This is a genomic window from Promicromonospora sp. NPDC057488 (genome assembly GCF_042802395.1).
In the GTDB taxonomy this organism is placed as follows: Bacteria; Actinomycetota; Actinomycetes; order Actinomycetales; family Cellulomonadaceae; genus Promicromonospora.
In genome coordinates this window covers 1-17,461 of the sequence record NZ_JBHVEG010000134.1, presented here as the reverse complement: position 1 = coordinate 17,461, position 17,461 = coordinate 1, and the positions used below count along the sequence as shown (strand labels likewise).

General features: G+C 72.8%; 10 protein-coding genes. 8 read left to right on the top strand and 2 right to left on the bottom strand.

Translation table 11 applies throughout. From position 1 onward, the window contains the following. Window positions 1–59: 59 nt before the first annotated feature. Window positions 60–1,004 carry an ROK family glucokinase gene (locus ACFU5G_RS22205; RefSeq protein ID WP_377249682.1) on the bottom strand — a complete coding sequence of 315 codons (945 nt, stop codon included), beginning with the start codon at window positions 1,002–1,004 and terminating at the stop codon, window positions 60–62. A 165-nt stretch (window positions 1,005–1,169) separates the two neighbouring features. Here ACFU5G_RS22205 and ACFU5G_RS22200 point away from each other — a divergent pair, with 165 nt between their 5' ends. After that, a complete protein-coding gene (locus tag ACFU5G_RS22200) occupies window positions 1,170–3,002 on the top strand; it encodes an AMP-dependent synthetase/ligase (RefSeq protein ID WP_377249680.1) in 1,833 nt (610 codons plus the stop codon). Between the two features lie 101 nt (window positions 3,003–3,103). Here ACFU5G_RS22200 and ACFU5G_RS22195 read toward each other — a convergent pair whose 3' ends face one another. Continuing rightward, window positions 3,104–3,652, bottom strand: a complete 549-nt coding sequence (locus tag ACFU5G_RS22195; protein ID WP_377249677.1) for a GNAT family N-acetyltransferase — start codon at window positions 3,650–3,652, stop codon at window positions 3,104–3,106. 311 nt (window positions 3,653–3,963) lie between these two features. Here ACFU5G_RS22195 and ACFU5G_RS22190 point away from each other — a divergent pair, with 311 nt between their 5' ends. The 7 genes from ACFU5G_RS22190 to ACFU5G_RS22160 all read left to right on the top strand — a co-directional run bounded on the left by ACFU5G_RS22190 (window position 3,964) and on the right by ACFU5G_RS22160 (window position 17,278). After that, window positions 3,964–5,190 (top strand): pyrophosphate--fructose-6-phosphate 1-phosphotransferase, encoded by a 1,227-nt coding sequence (locus ACFU5G_RS22190; protein ID WP_377249675.1) that lies wholly within the window; start codon window positions 3,964–3,966, stop codon window positions 5,188–5,190. Between the two features lie 55 nt (window positions 5,191–5,245). Beyond that, entirely contained in the window at window positions 5,246–6,607 is a 1,362-nt protein-coding gene (locus tag ACFU5G_RS22185; protein ID WP_377249673.1) for a class II 3-deoxy-7-phosphoheptulonate synthase, read from the top strand. Between the two features lie 122 nt (window positions 6,608–6,729). Continuing rightward, entirely contained in the window at window positions 6,730–12,096 is a 5,367-nt protein-coding gene (locus tag ACFU5G_RS22180) for an SDR family NAD(P)-dependent oxidoreductase (protein ID WP_377249670.1), read from the top strand. A gap of 70 nt (window positions 12,097–12,166) precedes the next feature. Next, window positions 12,167–13,885: a (2,3-dihydroxybenzoyl)adenylate synthase gene (locus ACFU5G_RS22175; protein ID WP_377249668.1), complete on the top strand. Its 1,719-nt coding sequence runs from the start codon at window positions 12,167–12,169 to the stop codon at window positions 13,883–13,885. A 59-nt stretch (window positions 13,886–13,944) separates the two neighbouring features. Then, complete coding sequence (locus ACFU5G_RS22170; RefSeq protein ID WP_377249666.1) at window positions 13,945–15,183, top strand: sedoheptulose 7-phosphate cyclase; 1,239 nt, start codon at window positions 13,945–13,947, stop codon at window positions 15,181–15,183. Then, window positions 15,180–16,229 (top strand): zinc-binding dehydrogenase, encoded by a 1,050-nt coding sequence (locus ACFU5G_RS22165; RefSeq protein WP_377249663.1) that lies wholly within the window; start codon window positions 15,180–15,182, stop codon window positions 16,227–16,229. The genes ACFU5G_RS22170 and ACFU5G_RS22165 overlap by 4 nt, the downstream gene beginning before the upstream one ends. Before the next feature lie 23 nt (window positions 16,230–16,252). Continuing rightward, complete coding sequence (locus tag ACFU5G_RS22160; protein ID WP_377249661.1) at window positions 16,253–17,278, top strand: ketoacyl-ACP synthase III family protein; 1,026 nt, start codon at window positions 16,253–16,255, stop codon at window positions 17,276–17,278. Window positions 17,279–17,461: the final 183 nt, after the last annotated feature.

The following is a 17,461-nucleotide window of genomic DNA, read 5'->3' as shown; positions in this document are numbered from 1 at the left end:
GTCACCCGGGTGATCTGAGCGTCTGACACGTTCCGGCCTGTTTCGGGGGCGGTCCGGGCTCAGCGGCGCGCGAGGTCCGCCGCGCCCACGATGCCCGCCTCGTTGCCGTGCAGGGCGAGCTCGATCGCGGCCACGGGCCGGTGGCCCATGGCGGACAGCTGCGCCTCGAAGCCGCGGCGCACCGGGCCGAGCAGCAGGTCGCCGGCCGCGCCGACGCCGCCGCCGATCACGATGAGCTCCGGGTCCAGCAGCGCGGCGACGGACGCGGAGCCCTCGCCGATCCAGCGGCCGAGGGTCGCGAGCAGCTCGATCGACAGCTCGTCGCCCTCCTGGGCGGCCTCCGTCACCATCTTGCCGCGGATCTTCTCCGGGTCGCCGCCGGCGAGCTCCAGCAGGCGGCCGGCCTGGTCCACGCGCGCGACGGCGGCGTGCTGGGCGTCGCGCTCCAGGGCGCTGCCCGACGCGTACTGCTCCCAGCAGCCCTCGTGGCCGCACCCGCAGTAGTGCCCCTCGGGCACGACCCGCATGTGCCCGACCTCGGCGGCCATGCCCCACTTGCCGCGCACCAGGTCGCGCTCGGAGATGACGGCGCCGCCCAGGCCGGTGCCGACCGTGAGCATCAGCATGTCGGTGGCCTCGCGGCCCGCGCCGAACCGGAACTCGGCCCAGCCTGCGGCGTTGGCGTCGTTCTCCACGACGATCGGCAGGTCGGCGTCGACCAGCTCGGCCACCTTCGCGGCCAGCGGGTACTCCCGCCACGCGATGTTGGGCGCGAAGTTCACGGACGTGCGGTCCGGGCTGACGAAGCCCGCCGCGGCCAGGCCGATCGCGCCGACCTCGTGCTCCTTGACGAGCTCGTTGCACGCGTCCGCGATGGCCCTGTCGATGTGCGCGACGTCGTCGGCGTCGGTCTCCCGGCGCACCTGGGCGAGGATCTGGCCCTCCTCGTCGACGACTCCCACAGCGATCTTGGTGCCGCCGATGTCGACCCCGATGGCGTGCATTCGTCCTCACGTTCTCTCGTTGCGCGACGGCCGCGTGGACCGTCGAAAAGGGGGCTGCACCGAGAAGGTGCGCACACCCAGGGTAGCGACCGCGCGGAGTGCAACACGCGGAGTCCGTTTCCCGGTATCTTTGCAGGCACGGTCAGTACTGCCACTGGAGTCAGAATGGACGAGATCTTCAGCCCGATCCTCATCGAGCTGCCCCCCACCTCCAATCTCAACGATGTTCTCGCTGAGCGGGTCGCCGCCGGTGCCGGCAAGCCGATGATGGAGGTTCCTGCGGGGAAGGGCGAGCCCTGGCGGGTCGTCACCGCCGGCGAGTTCGACGCCCAGGTCGTCGCCGTGGCGAAGGGCCTGGTGGCCCGCGGCATCGAACCGGGAGACCGCGTGGGCATCATGTGCCGCACGCGGTACGAGTGGGCCGTGCTGGACTTCGCGGCCTGGGCCGCGGGCGCAGTGCCGGTCCCGGTCTACGAGACGTCCTCGGCCGAGCAGGTCGAGTGGATCCTGTCCGACGCCGAGGTCAAGCTGGTCTTCGCGGAGACCACGGCCAACGCCGACACCGTCGCCGAGGTGCGCGACGCCTGCCCGCTCGTGACCGACGTGCTCGTCATCGACGACGGTGCGCTCGACGCGGTCGCGGCCCAGGGCAAGGACGTGTCCGACGACGAGATCACCCGCCGCCGGGCCATCGCCGGCCTGGACGACCTGGCCACGATCATCTACACCTCGGGCACCACGGGTCGCCCGAAGGGCGCCGAGCTGACGCACCGCAACTTCGCGTCGCTCGCCGTGAACGCCGTCGAGGCCGTGCCGGAGGTGTTCGCCAAGGAGGGCGGACGCACCCTCCTGTTCATCCCGATGGCGCACGTGTTCGCGCGCTACATCCACGTGCTCGCCGTCGCGGGCGGCGTCGTCACCGGCCACTGGGGCAACACCACCACGCTCGTGGACGCCCTGGGCGAGTTCAAGCCGACCTTCATCCTCGCGGTGCCGCGGGTGTTCGAGAAGGTCTACAACACGGCTGAGCAGACGGCGGCGGCCGGCGGCAAGGCCAAGATCTTCCACTGGGCCACGGCGACGGGCATCGCGTGGTCGCGGGCGCTGGACACGCCGTCGGGCCCGGGGCTGGGCCTGCGGCTGCAGCACGCGGTGGCCAGCGCGCTGGTGTTCTCCAAGCTGCGCGCCAAGCTCGGCGGCCGCGCGGAGTTCGCGGTCTCCGGCGGTGGCCCGCTCGGTGAGCGCCTCGGCCACTTCTACCGCGGCCTGGGCCTGAAGGTGCTGGAGGGCTACGGCCTCACGGAGTCCACGGCCCCGACCAGCGTGAACCGGCCGACGGCGACCAAGATCGGCTCGGTCGGCCTGCAGCTCCCCGGCTGCGGCGTGAAGATCGCCGAGGACGGCGAGATCCTGCTCAAGGGCCACCACATCTTCCGGGCGTACCACAAGAACGAGGCCGCCACGGCGGAGTCGTTCACGGAGGACGGCTGGTTCCGCACGGGTGACCTGGGCGTGCTGGACGACGACGGGTTCCTGACGATCACCGGCCGCAAGAAGGAGATCATCGTCACGGCGGGCGGCAAGAACGTGGCGCCCTCCATGCTGGAGGACCGCATCCGCGCACACGCGCTGGTCAGCCAGTGCGTCGTCGTCGGCGACGGCAAGCCGTTCATCGGGGCGCTCTTCACGCTCGACGCCGAGGGACTGCCCGGCTGGCTCAAGATGCACGGCAAGCCGGCGATGTCCGTCGACGAGGCCCGCAAGGACCCGGACGTCCTGGCGGCCCTGGACGGCGCGGTGCAGCGGGCGAACAAGTCGGTCTCGAAGGCCGAGTCGATCCGCAAGTACACGGTGCTCGCGGGCGACCTGACGATCGAGAACGGCTACCTCACGCCGAAGCAGAGCGTGAAGCGGGCGGTGTTCCTCAAGGACTTCGACGCCGACGTCGAGCGCCTGTACGCGGACAAGAACAAGGAGAGCCTGCACCTGCTCAACTGACCCTGTTGGGTTCAGGCGGACGTGACTTCGGTCGGTTGTCTCGAGCTCGGTCCAACGACGGACCGTGCTCGAGACAACCGACCGATCTCATGAGGTGCGGGTCACCTTGTCGTGAACGAGATCCAGGTGTCCGGGAGCAGGTCCGGGCGGCCCGGGACCGGGCGGTGCTCCTCCGTCCACGCCTCGCCCGCGGCGTCGGTGGCCACCGTGCGCCAGAACCGCACCGCGGGCGCGTTCGCGTCCTGGAACGGGACCTCCCACGACCCGGGGAAGCTCTGCAGCACCTGCGCGGCGAGCTCCCGGCCGACGCCGATCCGGCGCACGCCGCGGACCACGAAGAACGAGCTCAGCACCCTGGTGGGCTCGTCGAGACCGCGCACCAGCGCGAACCCGACGGGGGAGACGGCGCCGCCCGCGGGCTCCAGGTGCGCGACGACGCCGCGCCACGTCGGTTCGGTGAACGCCGCGTCCAGGCGCTCGCGCCGGAACTGGCCGCTCGGGTCGGGCAGGGCGCCGGAGAGCTCGGACATGTCGTGCCGGAACAGGAGCCAGAGCCGTTCGAGCACGGGCCGGTCGGCCGGCGTCGTCGGGCGGACGGTGAGCCGGGCGGGTGGGGAGTCGTCAGAGTTCGACGTCGGAGAGTTCGTCATGGCTGAGTTCGTGATCGCTGAGTTCGTCATAACAAAAAGCCTCTCGGGCAACATGGCACCGAGAGGTTCGGGGTTATTTTCTCATGTCGTCCGGGCGCGTGTCGAGGCCCGGTCGCCCGCCGGCACCGGGCCTGCACCGGGCCGCGGACGCCGTCCGGCGGCGTGCTGACGGCGTGCTGACGCCGTGCTCAGTCACCGGACGCGCCGAGCGGTGTCCCCGGCGCTCAGTAGGATGACGACGAAGGGTGCTGCGCGGGCTGGACGCCGGCGGCGGCGCCCCCGAAATCCCCCTGATGAGAGGTGCTCCTCCGATGGCTGTTCGTCGTGTGGCCCTGCTGACCGCCGGCGGCTTCGCGCCCTGCCTGTCGTCGTCGGTCGGCGGTCTGATCGAGCGTTACACCGAGCTCGACCCCGACATCGAGATCATTGCCTACCTGCACGGCTACCACGGCCTGCTGACGGGCAACAAGATCGAGATCGACGACGAGGCTCGCAAGCAGGCTCCCGCTCTGCACAAGTTCGGCGGCTCGCCGATCGGCAACTCGCGCGTGAAGCTGACCAATGTCAAGGACGCGATCAAGCGCGGCCTCGTCAAGGAGGGTCAGGACCCGCTGCACGTCGCCGCGGAGCAGCTCAAGGCCGACGGCGTGGACGTGCTGCACACCATCGGTGGCGACGACACGAACACGACCGCCGCCGACCTGGCCGCGTACCTGCACGAGAACGGCTACGAGCTCACCGTGGTGGGCCTGCCGAAGACGATCGACAACGACGTGGTGCCGATCAAGCAGTCGCTCGGCGCGTGGACCGCCGCCGAGGAGGGCGCGAAGTTCGCCGCCAACGTCATCGGCGAGAACCGCGTGGGCCCGCGCATGCTGATCGTGCACGAGGTCATGGGCCGCCACTGCGGCTGGCTCACGGCGGCCACGGCGCAGTCCTACCGCGGCTGGCTCGACGACCAGGAGTGGGCGCCGGCCCTCGGCCTGTCCCGCGAGCGCTGGGACGTGCACGCCGTGTTCCTGCCCGAGCTCGAGATCGACCTCGAGGGTGAGGCCAAGCGCCTGCGCGGCGTCATGGACGAGATCGGCAACGTCAACATCTTCCTCTCGGAGGGTGCGGGCATGCACGAGATCGTGGCCCAGCTCGAGGCGGCCGGCGAGACCGTGGAGCGCGACCCGTTCGGGCACGTGAAGCTCGACACGATCAACCCGGGCCAGTGGTTCGCCAAGCAGTTCGCGGAGAAGCTGGGCGCCGAGAAGGTCATGGTGCAGAAGTCCGGCTACTACTCGCGTGCCGCGGCCGCCAACGCCGAGGACCTGCGCCTCATCAAGTCGATGACCGACTACGCGGTGGAGTGCGCCCTGCGCGGCGAGTCCGGCGTCATCGGCCACGACGAGGAGGACGGCGACCGCCTCAAGGCGATCGCGTTCCCGCGGATCGCCGGCGGCAAGGCGTTCGACGTCTCGCAGGAGTGGTTCGGCCAGATCCTCGCCGAGATCGGCCAGCCGCTCGTGCCGGCCGCTCCCGCGGAGCACTGAGCGACGTGCGGGCACCACTGGGACACCTGGCACCACTGGCACCGGCGGCGGGCCGATGAGCACCGTCGCCGACCCGGCCGAGCGCGCCGCCGGTCCGGCAGGGCTGGACCACTTCCGCACCCTGGAGGCGCGGCAGCAGCCCACCTGGCCGGACCCGGCGGCGCTGGCGGCCGCGACCGGCCGCCTGGCCCAGGCCGCGCCCATCGTGGTGCCCGCACAGGCCGACACCCTGACCGAGCGGCTCGCCGCCGCCGGCCGGGGCGAGGCGTTCCTGCTCCAGGGCGGGGACTGCGCGGAGACGTTCGCCGAGGCGAACGCCGACCGCATCCGCAACAAGATCCGCACCATCCTGCAGATGGCGGTTGTGCTCACCCACGGCGCGAGCACGCCCGTCGTCAAGATGGGCCGGATGGCGGGCCAGTACGCCAAGCCGCGCTCCAGCGACACGGAGACGCGCGACGGCGAGACGCTGCCCGCCTACCGCGGCGACATGATCAACGGCTTCCCGTTCACGCCCGCCGACCGCATCCCCGACCCGGAGCGGCTGGAGCAGGCCTACCGGATCTCGTCGGCGACGGCGAACGTCGTGCGGGCCTTCACGCAGGGCGGTTTCGCCGACCTGCGGCAGGTGCACGAGTGGAACCGCGGCTTCATGAGCAACCCGGCCTACGCGCGGTACGAGAAGACGGCTGACGAGATCGACCGCGCGATCCGGTTCATGCACGCGTGCGGCGCCGACTTCGACGCGCTGCGCTCCGTGGAGTTCTTCCTGAGCCACGAGGCCCTGGTGCTCGACTACGAGCGGGCGCTGACCCGCACGGACCAGCGCACGGGCAAGTCCTACGACACCAGCGCGCACTTCCTGTGGATCGGTGAGCGCACGCGCCAGCTCGACGGCGCCCACGTCGACTTCATGTCCCGGATCGCCAACCCGATCGGCGTGAAGCTCGGCCCGACGACGACGCCGCACGACGCGCTGGCCCTCACCGAGCGGCTCAACCCGGACAACGTGCCCGGGCGCCTCACGTTCATCACGCGCATGGGCGCGGGCAAGGTCCGCGACGTGCTGCCGTCGCTCGTCGAGGCCGTCACCTGGTCCGGCGCGAACGTCACCTGGGTGACCGACCCCATGCACGGCAACACGATCACGTCGGACAGCGGCTACAAGACCCGCCGGCTGACGGACGTGCTCGACGAGGTGGCCGGGTTCTTCGAGGTGCACAAGACGCTGGGCACCGTCCCGGGCGGCCTGCACATGGAGCTGACGGGCGACGACGTCACCGAGGTGCTCGGCGGCAGCGAGGAGATCTCCGACGCCGGCCTCGCGCTGCGCTACGAGACGCTCGTTGACCCGCGGCTGAACCACCAGCAGTCGCTGGAGCTGGCCTTCCAGGTCGCGGAGATGCTGAGGGCCTAGGCGAGTTCTTGGGCAGTTCTTGGTCGTCGCCGACCATCCTCGTCCGTGCCTAGCGATGGAGCCGCACGGACTCGATCGCGTGCGCCCTTCGGAGGCACCCGTGACGACGAGGAGGCCCCAAGATGCGCACGACGACGTCCGTCGACACCCTGCCGAGCGACACCCTGCCGAGCACCCTGCCGAGCACCCTGCCGGGCGACACCCTGCCGAGCGCGGCGCCGCCGCCGGCCGTGGAACCGATCGCCGTCACCGGCATGGGTTGCCGCCTCCCGGGCGCCGTGAGCTCGCCGGACGAGCTCTGGCACCTGCTCGTCAACGGACTCGACGGTATCCGGGACGTGCCCGAGGAGCGCTGGCAGGGTTACGCCGCCGCGCACCCGGGCCAGGTGCGCGCGACGACCAGGCGCGGCGGGTTCATCGAGAACGCGGCGGCGTTCGACGCGGCGTTCTTCGGCATCACCCCGCGCGAGGCCGAGCAGATGGACCCCCAGCAGCGCATCCTTCTGGAGACGGCCTGGGAGGCCCTGGAGAACGCCGGTATCCCGCCGCTCTCCCTGTCGGGGAGCGACACCGGCGTGTTCATCGGGGTCGGGTCGGACGACTACGGCCGCCAGATGCTCGAGGACCTGCCGCGGATCGAGGCGTGGAGCGGTATCGGTGCCTCGATGTGCGCCACCGCGAACCGCATCTCCTACCACCTGGACCTGCGGGGGCCCAGCGTCGCGGTCGACACCGCGTGCTCGTCGTCGCTGGTGGCGGTGCACCAGGCGTGCCAGGCCCTGCGGTCGGGCGAGGCGCGGGTCGCGCTCGCCGGTGGTGTGAACATCATGGCGGGACCTGGTCTCACGATGGTCCTCGACGCGGCTGGTGCGACCTCCCCGGACGGCACCTCGAAGTCGTTCGACGCGTCGGCGAACGGCTACGGCCGTGGCGAGGGCGCGGGCGTCGTCGTGCTCAAGCGGCTGAGCGAGGCCCTGCGGGACGGCGACCCCGTCCTGGCGGTGATCCGCGGCAGCGCGGTCCAGCAGGACGGCCGGACGGCCGGGATCATGGCGCCGAACGGGGAGGCGCAGGCTGCCGTCGCCCGGCAGGCGCTGCGCGTGGCCGGGGTCGATCCCCGGACCGTCGGCTACGTCGAGGCGCACGGCACCGGTACCCGGGCCGGGGACCCGATCGAGGCGAACGCCCTGAGCAGCGTCTACGGCGTCGGGCGGGCGGACGGCGCGCGGTGCCTGATCGGGTCGGTGAAGCCCAACATCGGGCACCTGGAGGCGGGAGCCGGCATCGCGGGCCTGATCAAGACCGTGCTGTGCCTGGTGAACGCCGAGATCCCGGCCACGATCCGCCACCAGGAGCCGACCCCGGCGGTGGACTGGGCGGCGTCCGGGCTGCACGTGGTCGCCGGCCGGACCGCCTGGCCGGCGGGCCCCGGTCCGCGCCGGGCGGGCATCTCCAGCTTCGGCTACGGCGGAACGGTGGCGCACGTGGTGCTCGAGCAGGCGCCCGAGCACGGCGTGCGCCAGGAGCCGGACCCGGCGTCGTCCGAGTCCGAGTCCGAGTCCGAGTCAAGGGCAGGGTCCGGGTCAGCGTCCGGGAGCCGCCGGCCGCGAGTCCTCCCGATCTCCGGGGCGAGTGCCGAGGCGGTCCGCGCCTACGCCGCCCGGCTCGCGGATCGGCTGGACGCGGCGGACGGGATCAGCGTCGCCGACGTGGCGCACACGCTGACGACCCGTCGCGACCACGCCGCCCTGCGCGCGGCAGTGGTGGCCGAGACGGCCGAGGAGGCGAGCGCCGGGTTGCGGCTCCTGGCGGAGGGCGAGGAGTCAGAGCTCGGGCCGACCACGGCCGCCGCCGCGCACGACGCGGTGTGGGTCTTCTCGGGCCATGGGTCCCAGTGGGCCGGCATGGGGCGGGACCTGCTGGCGGACGAGCCGGAGTTCGGCGCCGTCATCGACCGGATCACCCCGGTCTTCGTGGAGGAGGTGGGCTTCTCCCCGCGTGACGTCGTCGTCAGCGGCGACCTCGGCGGTCCGGAGCGCATCCAGCCGATGATCTTCGCCGTCCAGGTCGGGCTGGCCGCGGTCCTGCGCGCGCGAGGGCTCCGCCCGGCCGCGGTGATCGGCCACTCGGTCGGTGAGATCGCGGCCGTCGTGGTGGCCGGGGTGCTGGACCTCGAGAGCGGCGCACGGCTGGTCTGCCGCCGGTCCGCGTTGCTGCCCGAGGTCGCCGGCCGGGGCGCGATGGCCATGGTCTCGCTGCCCTTCGACGAGGCGGAGCGACGGCTGGCGGACAACCACGACGTGCACGCGGCGATCTCCTCCTCGCCGTCCTCGACGGTGATCGCCGGAGCCCCGGACGCGGTCGAGCGGGTGAGCGCGGAGTGGGGCGCCGCAGGGATCCGGGTCCGTGAGGTCGCGTCGGACGTGGCGTTCCACAGCCCGCAGATGGACCCGCTCTGCCCGCGGCTCGCCGCTGCGGTGGGTGACCTGGCGCCGCAAGAACCCGACGTGCCGGTCTACAGCACGGCGCTCACGGACCCGCGCTCGCACGCCCCGCGGGACGGCGGCTACTGGGCGGCCAACCTGAGAAACCCCGTGCGGCTCACCGCCGCGGTCCGAGCCGCGGTCGAGGACGGGCACCGCTCGTTCATCGAGCTGGCGCCGCACCCCGTGGTCGCCCACTCCGTCGAGGAGACCGTCGGTGAGGCGGCGGACACCGGGTTCTTCGTCACCGGCACCCTGCGGCGCAAGCGCCCGGAGGTCGCCGAGCTGCTCAAGGCCGTGGCGGCCGCACACGTGCGGGGCGTCGCGGTGGACTGGGCGGCCGCCGCCGAGGAGCATGCGGGCACGGTCCCGCTGCCGACCACCGTGTGGCAGCACCGGGACTACTGGCGGGCACCGACCGTGTCCGCCGTCGCGCAGCGGCACGACCCCGGTTCGCGCACGCTGCTCGGCACGCTCGTCGAGCTCGCGGACGGCTCGGGGACCCGCGTGTGGCAGACCCAGCTCGACTTCGAGACCCGCCCGTACCCGGGTGAGCACCCCATCGGCGGGACCGAGGTGCTGCCCGCGGCGGTGCTGCTCACCACGTTCATGGCGGCGTTCGACGGGTCCGGGCTCCGCGACGTGGAGCTGCGCTCGCCGGTGCCCGTGACCGGGACGCGCGAGGTCCAGGTCATCCGGGCACAGGACGCGGTGCGCCTCACGTCCCGTCGGCTCGACGGCGACCAGGAGGCCCCCACCCAGCACACCTTCGCGCGCCGTGGCCGGGCCGTCGGCGGCGGGGTGGTCGACAGCGGGGCGGTCGACGGCGGGGTCCCGGTCGAGCTGGCCGACACCGCGGCCCGCCGCGGGGTCGAGTCGGCGCCGGGGTCGGTGGCCCAGCGCCTCAGGGACGTCGGCGTGGCAGACATCGGCTTCCCGTGGGAGTTCAAGGAGATCCGGACGGCCGACGGCGAGATGTTCGCCCGGCTCGTCGCGAGCAACGACGCCGAGGGTGACACGGGCGGCGCGGGTGACGCGGAGCCGGACCACTGGGCCTCCCTGTTCGACGCGGTGCTCTCCGTCGCGCCGATGACGTTCGCGGGCACCCCGGCGCTTCGGATGCCCTCCCGGGTGGGTGAGCTCCGGTTGTACGGCCCGGCGCCGTTCGACGCGCAGCTGGTCGTACGACGCGCCTCCGGGACGTCCGACCCGACGACCGTGGACGTCCAGATCGCCGACTCCGACGGCGTCGTCGCGGCCGAGCTCGTGAACCTGCGGTTCACCGAGATCGACCCTCCGAGCGCCTCGAGCGGTGCGCTCGTGCACCGCCTCGTGTGGGAGAGCACGGCCCTCCCGCCGCGGACCGCCGCCCCGCGAACCGTGCTGGTCGGCGCGGACGGCCCCCTCGGCGCGACCGTCCGGTCCGCGATCGAGGGCGCGGGCGGGTCGGTGACGAGCGTCTCGACCCCGGACGACCTGGCCGGTCTCGGCGCGGCCCTCGACCGCAGCTCGATCCTCGTCCTCCCTCCGGCCGGTGCCCCGGACCGGACGACGGGCGAGGCCGCAGCGGCGGCGGCGTGGCGGGTGGCCCGGGCGGTCCAGGTCGTGGTGGCCGCCGCCCCGTCCGCCGCGCGGCTGTGGGCGGTCACGAGCCGCGGCGACGACCGTGCGGTCGCCGAGCAGGCTCCGGTGTGGGGCATGTCGGCGGTGCTCGGCACCGAGCACCCCGACGTCTGGAACGGTGTCGTGGACCTCGATCCCGAGCACGTCGAGGAGGCAGCCGCCGCACTCCCGGCGCTCCTCGGCGGCACCGTGACGGACGAGCCGGTCGTCCGGCTGGACGGCGAGGCGGCGTGGTACCGGAGGCTTCGCCCGTCAGCGGCGGCGTCGGCCCGCCCGGCCCTTACCTGCTCGCCGGACGGTACCTACCTGATCACGGGCGGCCTCGGCGTGCTGGGCCTGGAGATCGCCTCGTGGCTCGCCGGGCGCGGAGCCACGCGGATCGTGCTCGCCGGGCGTTCCCCGCTGCCGTCGCGCTCGACGTGGGACGGCCTCACCGATCCGGCCGACCGGCGTCGCGTCGACGCGATCCGCGCCCTGGAGGCGCGCGGCGTCACGGTCCGGACGATCGGCCTCGACGTCACGGACCGCGATCAGGTCGCGGCCGCGCTGGACCCGGAGGCCCTGGGGCTGCCGCCCGTCCGCGGCGTCGTGCACGCCGCGGGCGTGCTGGACAGCCGCACGCTCGCCGACCTCGACGAGCAGTCGCTGCGCACGGTGCTCCGGCCGAAGGTGGAGGGCGCGCTCGTGCTCGACGAGGTGTTCCCGCCCGGGCAGCTGGACTTCTGCGTCTACTTCTCCTCGGTCGGTCAGCTCCTCGGGCTGACCGGGCAGACCAGCTATGCGGCGGCGAACGCGTTCCTCGACGGCCTGGCCCGGCAGCGCCACGCGCGAGGTGGCACCGAGACGCTCAGCCTGGGCTGGACGTCGTGGCGCGCGATGGGCATGGCGGCGAGCACCGCCGTCGAGGAGGAGCTCGCCGGCCTGGGCGCGGGCGACATCACCAAGGACGAGGCGTTCCGGTCCTGGGACACGGCGGTCCGCGGCGGTGAGCCGCACGCGGCGGTGGTCCGGGTGCTCGAGGTGACCCCGGACGGCCCGGCGGTCCTGCGCGGGCTGGTGGCCGAGCAGGAGGAGCCCGCCGCCGAGGGCGGCGGCACGCTCCGCGAACTGGCCGGTGACGAGCTGGTGGCTGCCGTCACCACCCTGGTGATCGGCGAGACCGCCCAGGAGACCGGACAGGACCCGGACGTGCTGGACGCCCGCAGCTCGTTCACCGACCTGGGTCTCGACTCGGTCATGACGATGGCGATCCGGCGTCGCCTCCAGAAGAAGCTCGGCGTCCGGCTCCCGGCCGCGGTCATGTGGGACCACCCCGACGTCGGCTCCTTCTCCGGGCACCTCGCCGGGCGTCTCGAGGAGACCGCGCTGGTCGCGGGTGTCTGAGCCGCACCAGCCGGCCCGCACCACCGAACCCGTACCACCGAGCCCGTACCAACGAGCGAGAGGACTGCACGTGGCTGAGCACACAGCGTCGATCGTCGCCGACGACCTGGCGGGGACCGCCCTCCGGACGGGGGTCACGCCATGGCCCGAGGAGCTCGCGCGGACCTACCGTGCGGCGGGGTACTGGCGGGACCGCCCGCTCGGCGACCTGGTCTGGGAGTGGGCGGAGGCCCGGCCGCACCGGATCGCCGTCGCCGACGGTGGCACCCGGATCACCTACCGTGAGCTCGCCGCCCGGGCCGACCAGGTGGCAGTCCTGCTCCGGGACCGCGGCCTGGGGCCGGGGACGGCCATGCTGGTCGCGCTGCCCAACGGCTGGGAGCTCGTGGTGCTCCTCCTCGCCTGCCTGCGGGCCGGGGTCGCGCCGGTGATGATGCTGCCGGCGCACCGGGACCACGAGCTCGCCGCCATCGGCCTGCGGACCGGCGCGGAGGCGATCGCGGTCCCGGGCACGTTCCGGGGCCACGACCACCAGGCCATGGCAGACCGGGTCCGCGCCGAGGTGCCCTCGCTGCGCGAGGTCCTCGTCTGCGGGGACGGCGCGGGCGGGGAAGACGGGCACGGGCACCACGTCGACCTGCGGTCGGCCGTGGAGCACGTGCCGTCGGCCGACGACGTGGAGGCACACCGGTCCCGCCTCGACGCGACACCTCCGGAACCGGGCGACGTCGCGGTCTTCCTGCTCTCGGGCGGGACGACCGGGCTGTCGAAGGTGATCGCGCGCACGCACAACGACTACGAGTACAACGCGCGCCGCAGCGCGGAGGTGTGCGGGTTCGACGCCCGCACCGTCTACCTGGCGGCGCTCCCGGCCGGCCACAACTTCCCGCTGGCCAGCCCCGGGATCCTCGGGACCCTGATGGTCGGCGGGACCGTCGTGCTGGTGCCGTCGCCCTCGCCGTCGCGTGTGTTCGAGACGATCGCCGCGGAGCGGGTCACCGCAGTCGCGGCGGTGCCGGCCGTCCTGAGCCGCTGGGTCGCGGCCGCCGAGGCGGGCGACCCCGACCTCACGAGCCTCCGGCTCGTCCAGGTGGGTGGGTCCCTGTTCGCCAAGGAGGCGTACCGGCGGGCGGTGAACGTGCTCGGGTGCCGGGTCCAGCAGGTGTACGGGATGGCGGAGGGCCTGCTCTGCTATGTCCGCGAGACCGACCCGGACGACGTCGCCGCGGCCACCCAGGGCCGGCCCATCAGCGTGCACGACGAGCTTCGCATCGTCGACCCGAGCGGTGCGGAGGTGGCTCACGGCGAGTCCGGGGAGCTCCTGGTACGCGGCCCCTACACGCCGCGCGGGTACTTCCGGGCGCCCGAGCAGAACCGCGAGGCGTTCACCGACGGCTGGTATCGCACCGGTGACCTCGTGCTGCGGCACCCCGGGGGCAACCTCGTCGTCGTCGGCAGGACGAAGGACGTCGTCAACCGCGGCGGCGAGAAGATCTCCGCCGACGAGATCGAGCGCCTCGTCCAGGCCGTGGACGGCGTGGCCGAGGTCGCCGTGATCGCCGCACCCGATCCGGAGCTGGGCGAACGGGCCTGCGCCTGCGTCGTGCCCCGGCCGGGCCGGACCGTCACCCTCCAGGACATCGGACGCGCGCTCCGCGCGGCGGGCGTCGCCGAGTTCAAGATCCCCGAGTCGCTCCTTGTGCTGCGGGAGATGCCGCAGACCTCGGTCGGAAAGACCGACAAGAACGCACTGTCCCGCATCGTCACCTCGCGGACCCACCTTGCCTGAGACCCACCTTGCCTGAGACCTACCTTGCCCGACCAGGACGAACGGACCCAGGAGGACCAATGACCCCCGGAAACCTCACCGTCGCACGCGCGGACGGCGACCTGACCAGCCCGCCCACCACCTCGTGGTTGGTCGAGGCGACCCGAACCGTCAGCTACTCGGTGTCGGTCTCCCGAGACGTGTTCGCGCTCGACAACCCCTCTCTCGCGGCCGCCGGGACGGCGGGGGCGGCCGACACCCGGCGGCGTTTCGTGGTCATCGACAAGGTGGTCCACGAGATCTACGGCGACCAGCTGGACCGTTATCTCCGCCAGCACGACATGACCACGCGGCTCTGCGTCCTGGACGCGACCGAGCAGCAGAAGACCCTGGAGTCCGCCACGCAGATCCTGCACGGGCTCGACGAGTTCGGCATCGATCGCCGCCGGGAGCCGGTCATCGCGATCGGCGGGGGCGTCCTGCTCGACCTCGTCGGCCTGGCCAGCAGCCTGTACCGTCGCCACACGCCGTTCGTCCGGGTCCCGACCACCCTGATCGGCCTCGTCGACGCGGGCGTGGGCGTCAAGACGGGAGTGAACTTCAACGGGCACAAGAACCGGCTCGGGACCTACGAGGCACCGACGACGGCCCTGCTGGACCGCAACTTCCTCCGGTCGCTGGACCGGCGGCACCTGTCGAACGGGCTCGCCGAGATCCTGAAGATCGCGCTCGTCAAGGACCACGAGCTGTTCGTCCACCTGGAGGAGTCCGGCGGCGCCCTGCTCGACGAGCACATGCAGGGTGCCTCTCCCGCCACGGAGTCGGCGGCGCGCGAGGTCCTGCGCCGGGCCGTGCACGGGATGCTGGAGGAGCTCCAGCCGAACCTCTGGGAGACGCGGCTGGAGCGTCTGGTCGACTACGGGCACTCGTTCAGCCCCTCGATCGAGATGGCGGCGCTCCCGGACCTGCTCCATGGCGAGGCCGTGTGCATCGACATGGCGATGACCACGCACATCGCCCACCGCCGCGGGCTGGTCTCGGACGCCGAGCTCGGCCGGGTCATGAACGTCATGCGGCTGCTGGAGCTGCCGGTCCATCACGGGGCGTGCGCCCCCGCGCTGCTGGCCACGGCCCTCGCCGACACGACCCGGCACCGGGACGGCCTGCAGCGGTTGCCGCTACCGGTCGGCATCGGTGCCGCGACCTTCGTGAACGACGTCTCGGCCGACGAGCTGGCGTACGCTGCCGAGTCGGTCGCCAGGTCCGTCGCCCAGTCAGTCGCCCAGGCCGCGCGCGTCGTCCCGACGGGCGCCCAGTGATCCCCGGGACGGACGGCACCTGGCCCTCGGGGGCGATGACCGCCGCGCAGATCACGTCCATCGGCAAGGTGGAGGCGACGTCGGTGCCCGTCCCCGGACCGCAGCCGGGGCACGCGCTGGTCCGGGTCGAGCTGGTGGGCCTGTGCGGCACGGACCAGGAGCTGCTGCACGGTGAGGCGACGTACGTCACCGACGGGCGGATCCAGCTGCCCTGGACGTTCGGTCACGAGTGGACGGGCACGGTCGTCGCGACCTCCGGGCCTGCCGGCGAGATCGGCCCCGGCATCCGGGTGGTGGGACAGACGATGGTCGCCTGCCTGTCGTGCCGGACCTGCCGGTCGGGGCAGCGCTCGCTGTGTCCCCGCATGCAGGAGATCGGCCTGTACGGCATCGACGGCGCCGCGGCGGAGTACGTCCGGGTGCCGGTCCACGCCCTGGTGCCCGTGCCGGACGCCGTCGACGACACGTCGGCGGTGCTGGTGGAACCCGCCGTCACGGTCGCGCGGGCCCTGGTGGACACGCGGTGCTCGCTCACCGACGACGTGGCCGTGGTCGGGACCGGGACCATCGGCCTGCTGGCCGTCATGCTCGCCCACGCGATGTCGGGTGACGTGACCGCGATCGGGGTCGACCCCGCCGGGCTGGATCTCGCGCTGCGGGTCGGCGCCGGTCGCGCGCTGCGGACCGGGGAGGCCCCCGCCGGCGAGTTCTCGCTCGTGATCGAGGCGTCGGGGACGGCGCCGGGCCTCCTCGAAGCCGTCCGGGTCGCGCGGACGGGCGGTCGGGTCGCCGCGGTGGGAGTGGTCGGCGGCGCAGTGCGGGACTTCCCGGCCGGGGAGATCACCCTGCGCGGGCTGTCCCTGTACGGCATCCGGCACGGGCTGGACCACTACGACCGGACCCTGAAGATGTTCGCCGACGGGCTCCTGTCGGCGGAACCGCTCATCCACAGCAGGCACTCGCTGACCCGGCCGGGCGAGGCGTTCGACGCCCTCGCGAACCGGTCTACGGGCCGGCCGAAGGTCCTGCTGTCCACCCGAGCTTGACCTCGACGAGCCAGGAGGCCACCTTGCGACACGACGACATCTACATCGCGGGACTCGGCGCGTACTTCCCGAAGTCGGTACCCGTGGACGAGGCGATCGTGAGCGGTCGGTACGACGCCGCCTCGCAGAACGCGACCGCACAGAGGTCGGTGTCCATCGCCACCGACGACGACAGCCAGCCGGAGATGGCGGTGCGGGCGGGCCGCAGCGCGCTGGTGCGGTCGGGACACCAGCCGGGACGCGTCGGTCTGCTCCTCCATGCGGTCGCCGTCTACTCGGGCCTTGACGGCTGGAACTGTGGTTCCTACCTGCAGCATCAGATACTCGACGGGGCCGGGATCGCGTTCGAGATCCGCCAGGTGTCCAACGGTGCGGTCGGCGCCGTCGAGCTGGCGGTGCCGTTCCTGAGGTCCGCCGACTGCGACGCCGCGCTCATCACGTCCGCCGAACGGTTCGCCGAGCCGGTCTGGGACCGGTGGCGCGCCGACTCCGGTCTGATCTTCGGCGACGGCGCCAGCGCGGTCCTCCTGTCGACCGGGCGCGGGTTCGCGCGGCTCCTGTCCAGTGCCACCGAGAGCGCCCCCGAGCTCGAGGGCATGCACCGGGGGAGCGCGCCGTTCCGGGCTGGCCCGGACTCGTCCGACTACCCGCTGGACCTCCGTTCGCGAGCGGTGGACTTCATCGACCAGATGGACCTGGACCAGATCCGGGAGATCAGCTGGGCGGGCCTGCGGAAGGCGGCGGACCGGGCGGCCGCCGATGCCGGGATGGCCCTGGACGAGGCCTCCGTCTACGTCGTGCCGAACTTCGGGGCGAGCCTCCTGCAGGCCCAGGTGCTGAACCCGCTCGGCATCCCGATCGAACGGACGACCCACGCCTGGGGCTCCGAGATCGGTCATGTCGGAGCCTCCGACCAGTTCGGCGCCCTGAACCACCTGGTCGAGCAGAAGCAGGTGGGTCCGGGGGACCGGGTCATAATCATCGGCGTCGGGGGCGGGTTCAACTGGACGTGCCTGGTGGTGGAGATCGAGGACCTGCCGGAGTGGTGACGGGCGGCCCCGGCCAGGCTGTTTGTTCCTTTGGCGGTGTTTCGAACCTTTCTTGACCGCACTCCGGAAACCTGGGCGCAGGTTCGTCCCCCCAAGGAGTGAGGTAGCGAGATGAAAGACACCACGCGGCGCGGATTCCTGGCCGGCGCGGCAGGTGGCCTGCTCGGTGGCGCGGCGATGGTC

What these genes read in the sequence shown, in the direction of transcription:
- ACFU5G_RS22200 (WP_377249680.1), top strand. Translation starts at nt 1,170, where the DNA reads ATGGACGAGATCTTCAGCCCGATCCTCATCGAGCTGCCCCCCACCTCC.
- ACFU5G_RS22180 (WP_377249670.1), top strand. Translation starts at nt 6,730, where the DNA reads ATGCGCACGACGACGTCCGTCGACACCCTGCCGAGCGACACCCTGCCG.
- ACFU5G_RS22195 (WP_377249677.1), bottom strand. Translation starts at nt 3,652, where the DNA reads ATGACGAACTCTCCGACGTCGAACTCTGACGACTCCCCACCCGCCCGG.
- ACFU5G_RS22170 (WP_377249666.1), top strand. Translation starts at nt 13,945, where the DNA reads ATGACCCCCGGAAACCTCACCGTCGCACGCGCGGACGGCGACCTGACC.
- ACFU5G_RS22205 (WP_377249682.1), bottom strand. Translation starts at nt 1,004, where the DNA reads ATGCACGCCATCGGGGTCGACATCGGCGGCACCAAGATCGCTGTGGGA.
- ACFU5G_RS22185 (WP_377249673.1), top strand. Translation starts at nt 5,246, where the DNA reads ATGAGCACCGTCGCCGACCCGGCCGAGCGCGCCGCCGGTCCGGCAGGG.
- ACFU5G_RS22190 (WP_377249675.1), top strand. Translation starts at nt 3,964, where the DNA reads ATGGCTGTTCGTCGTGTGGCCCTGCTGACCGCCGGCGGCTTCGCGCCC.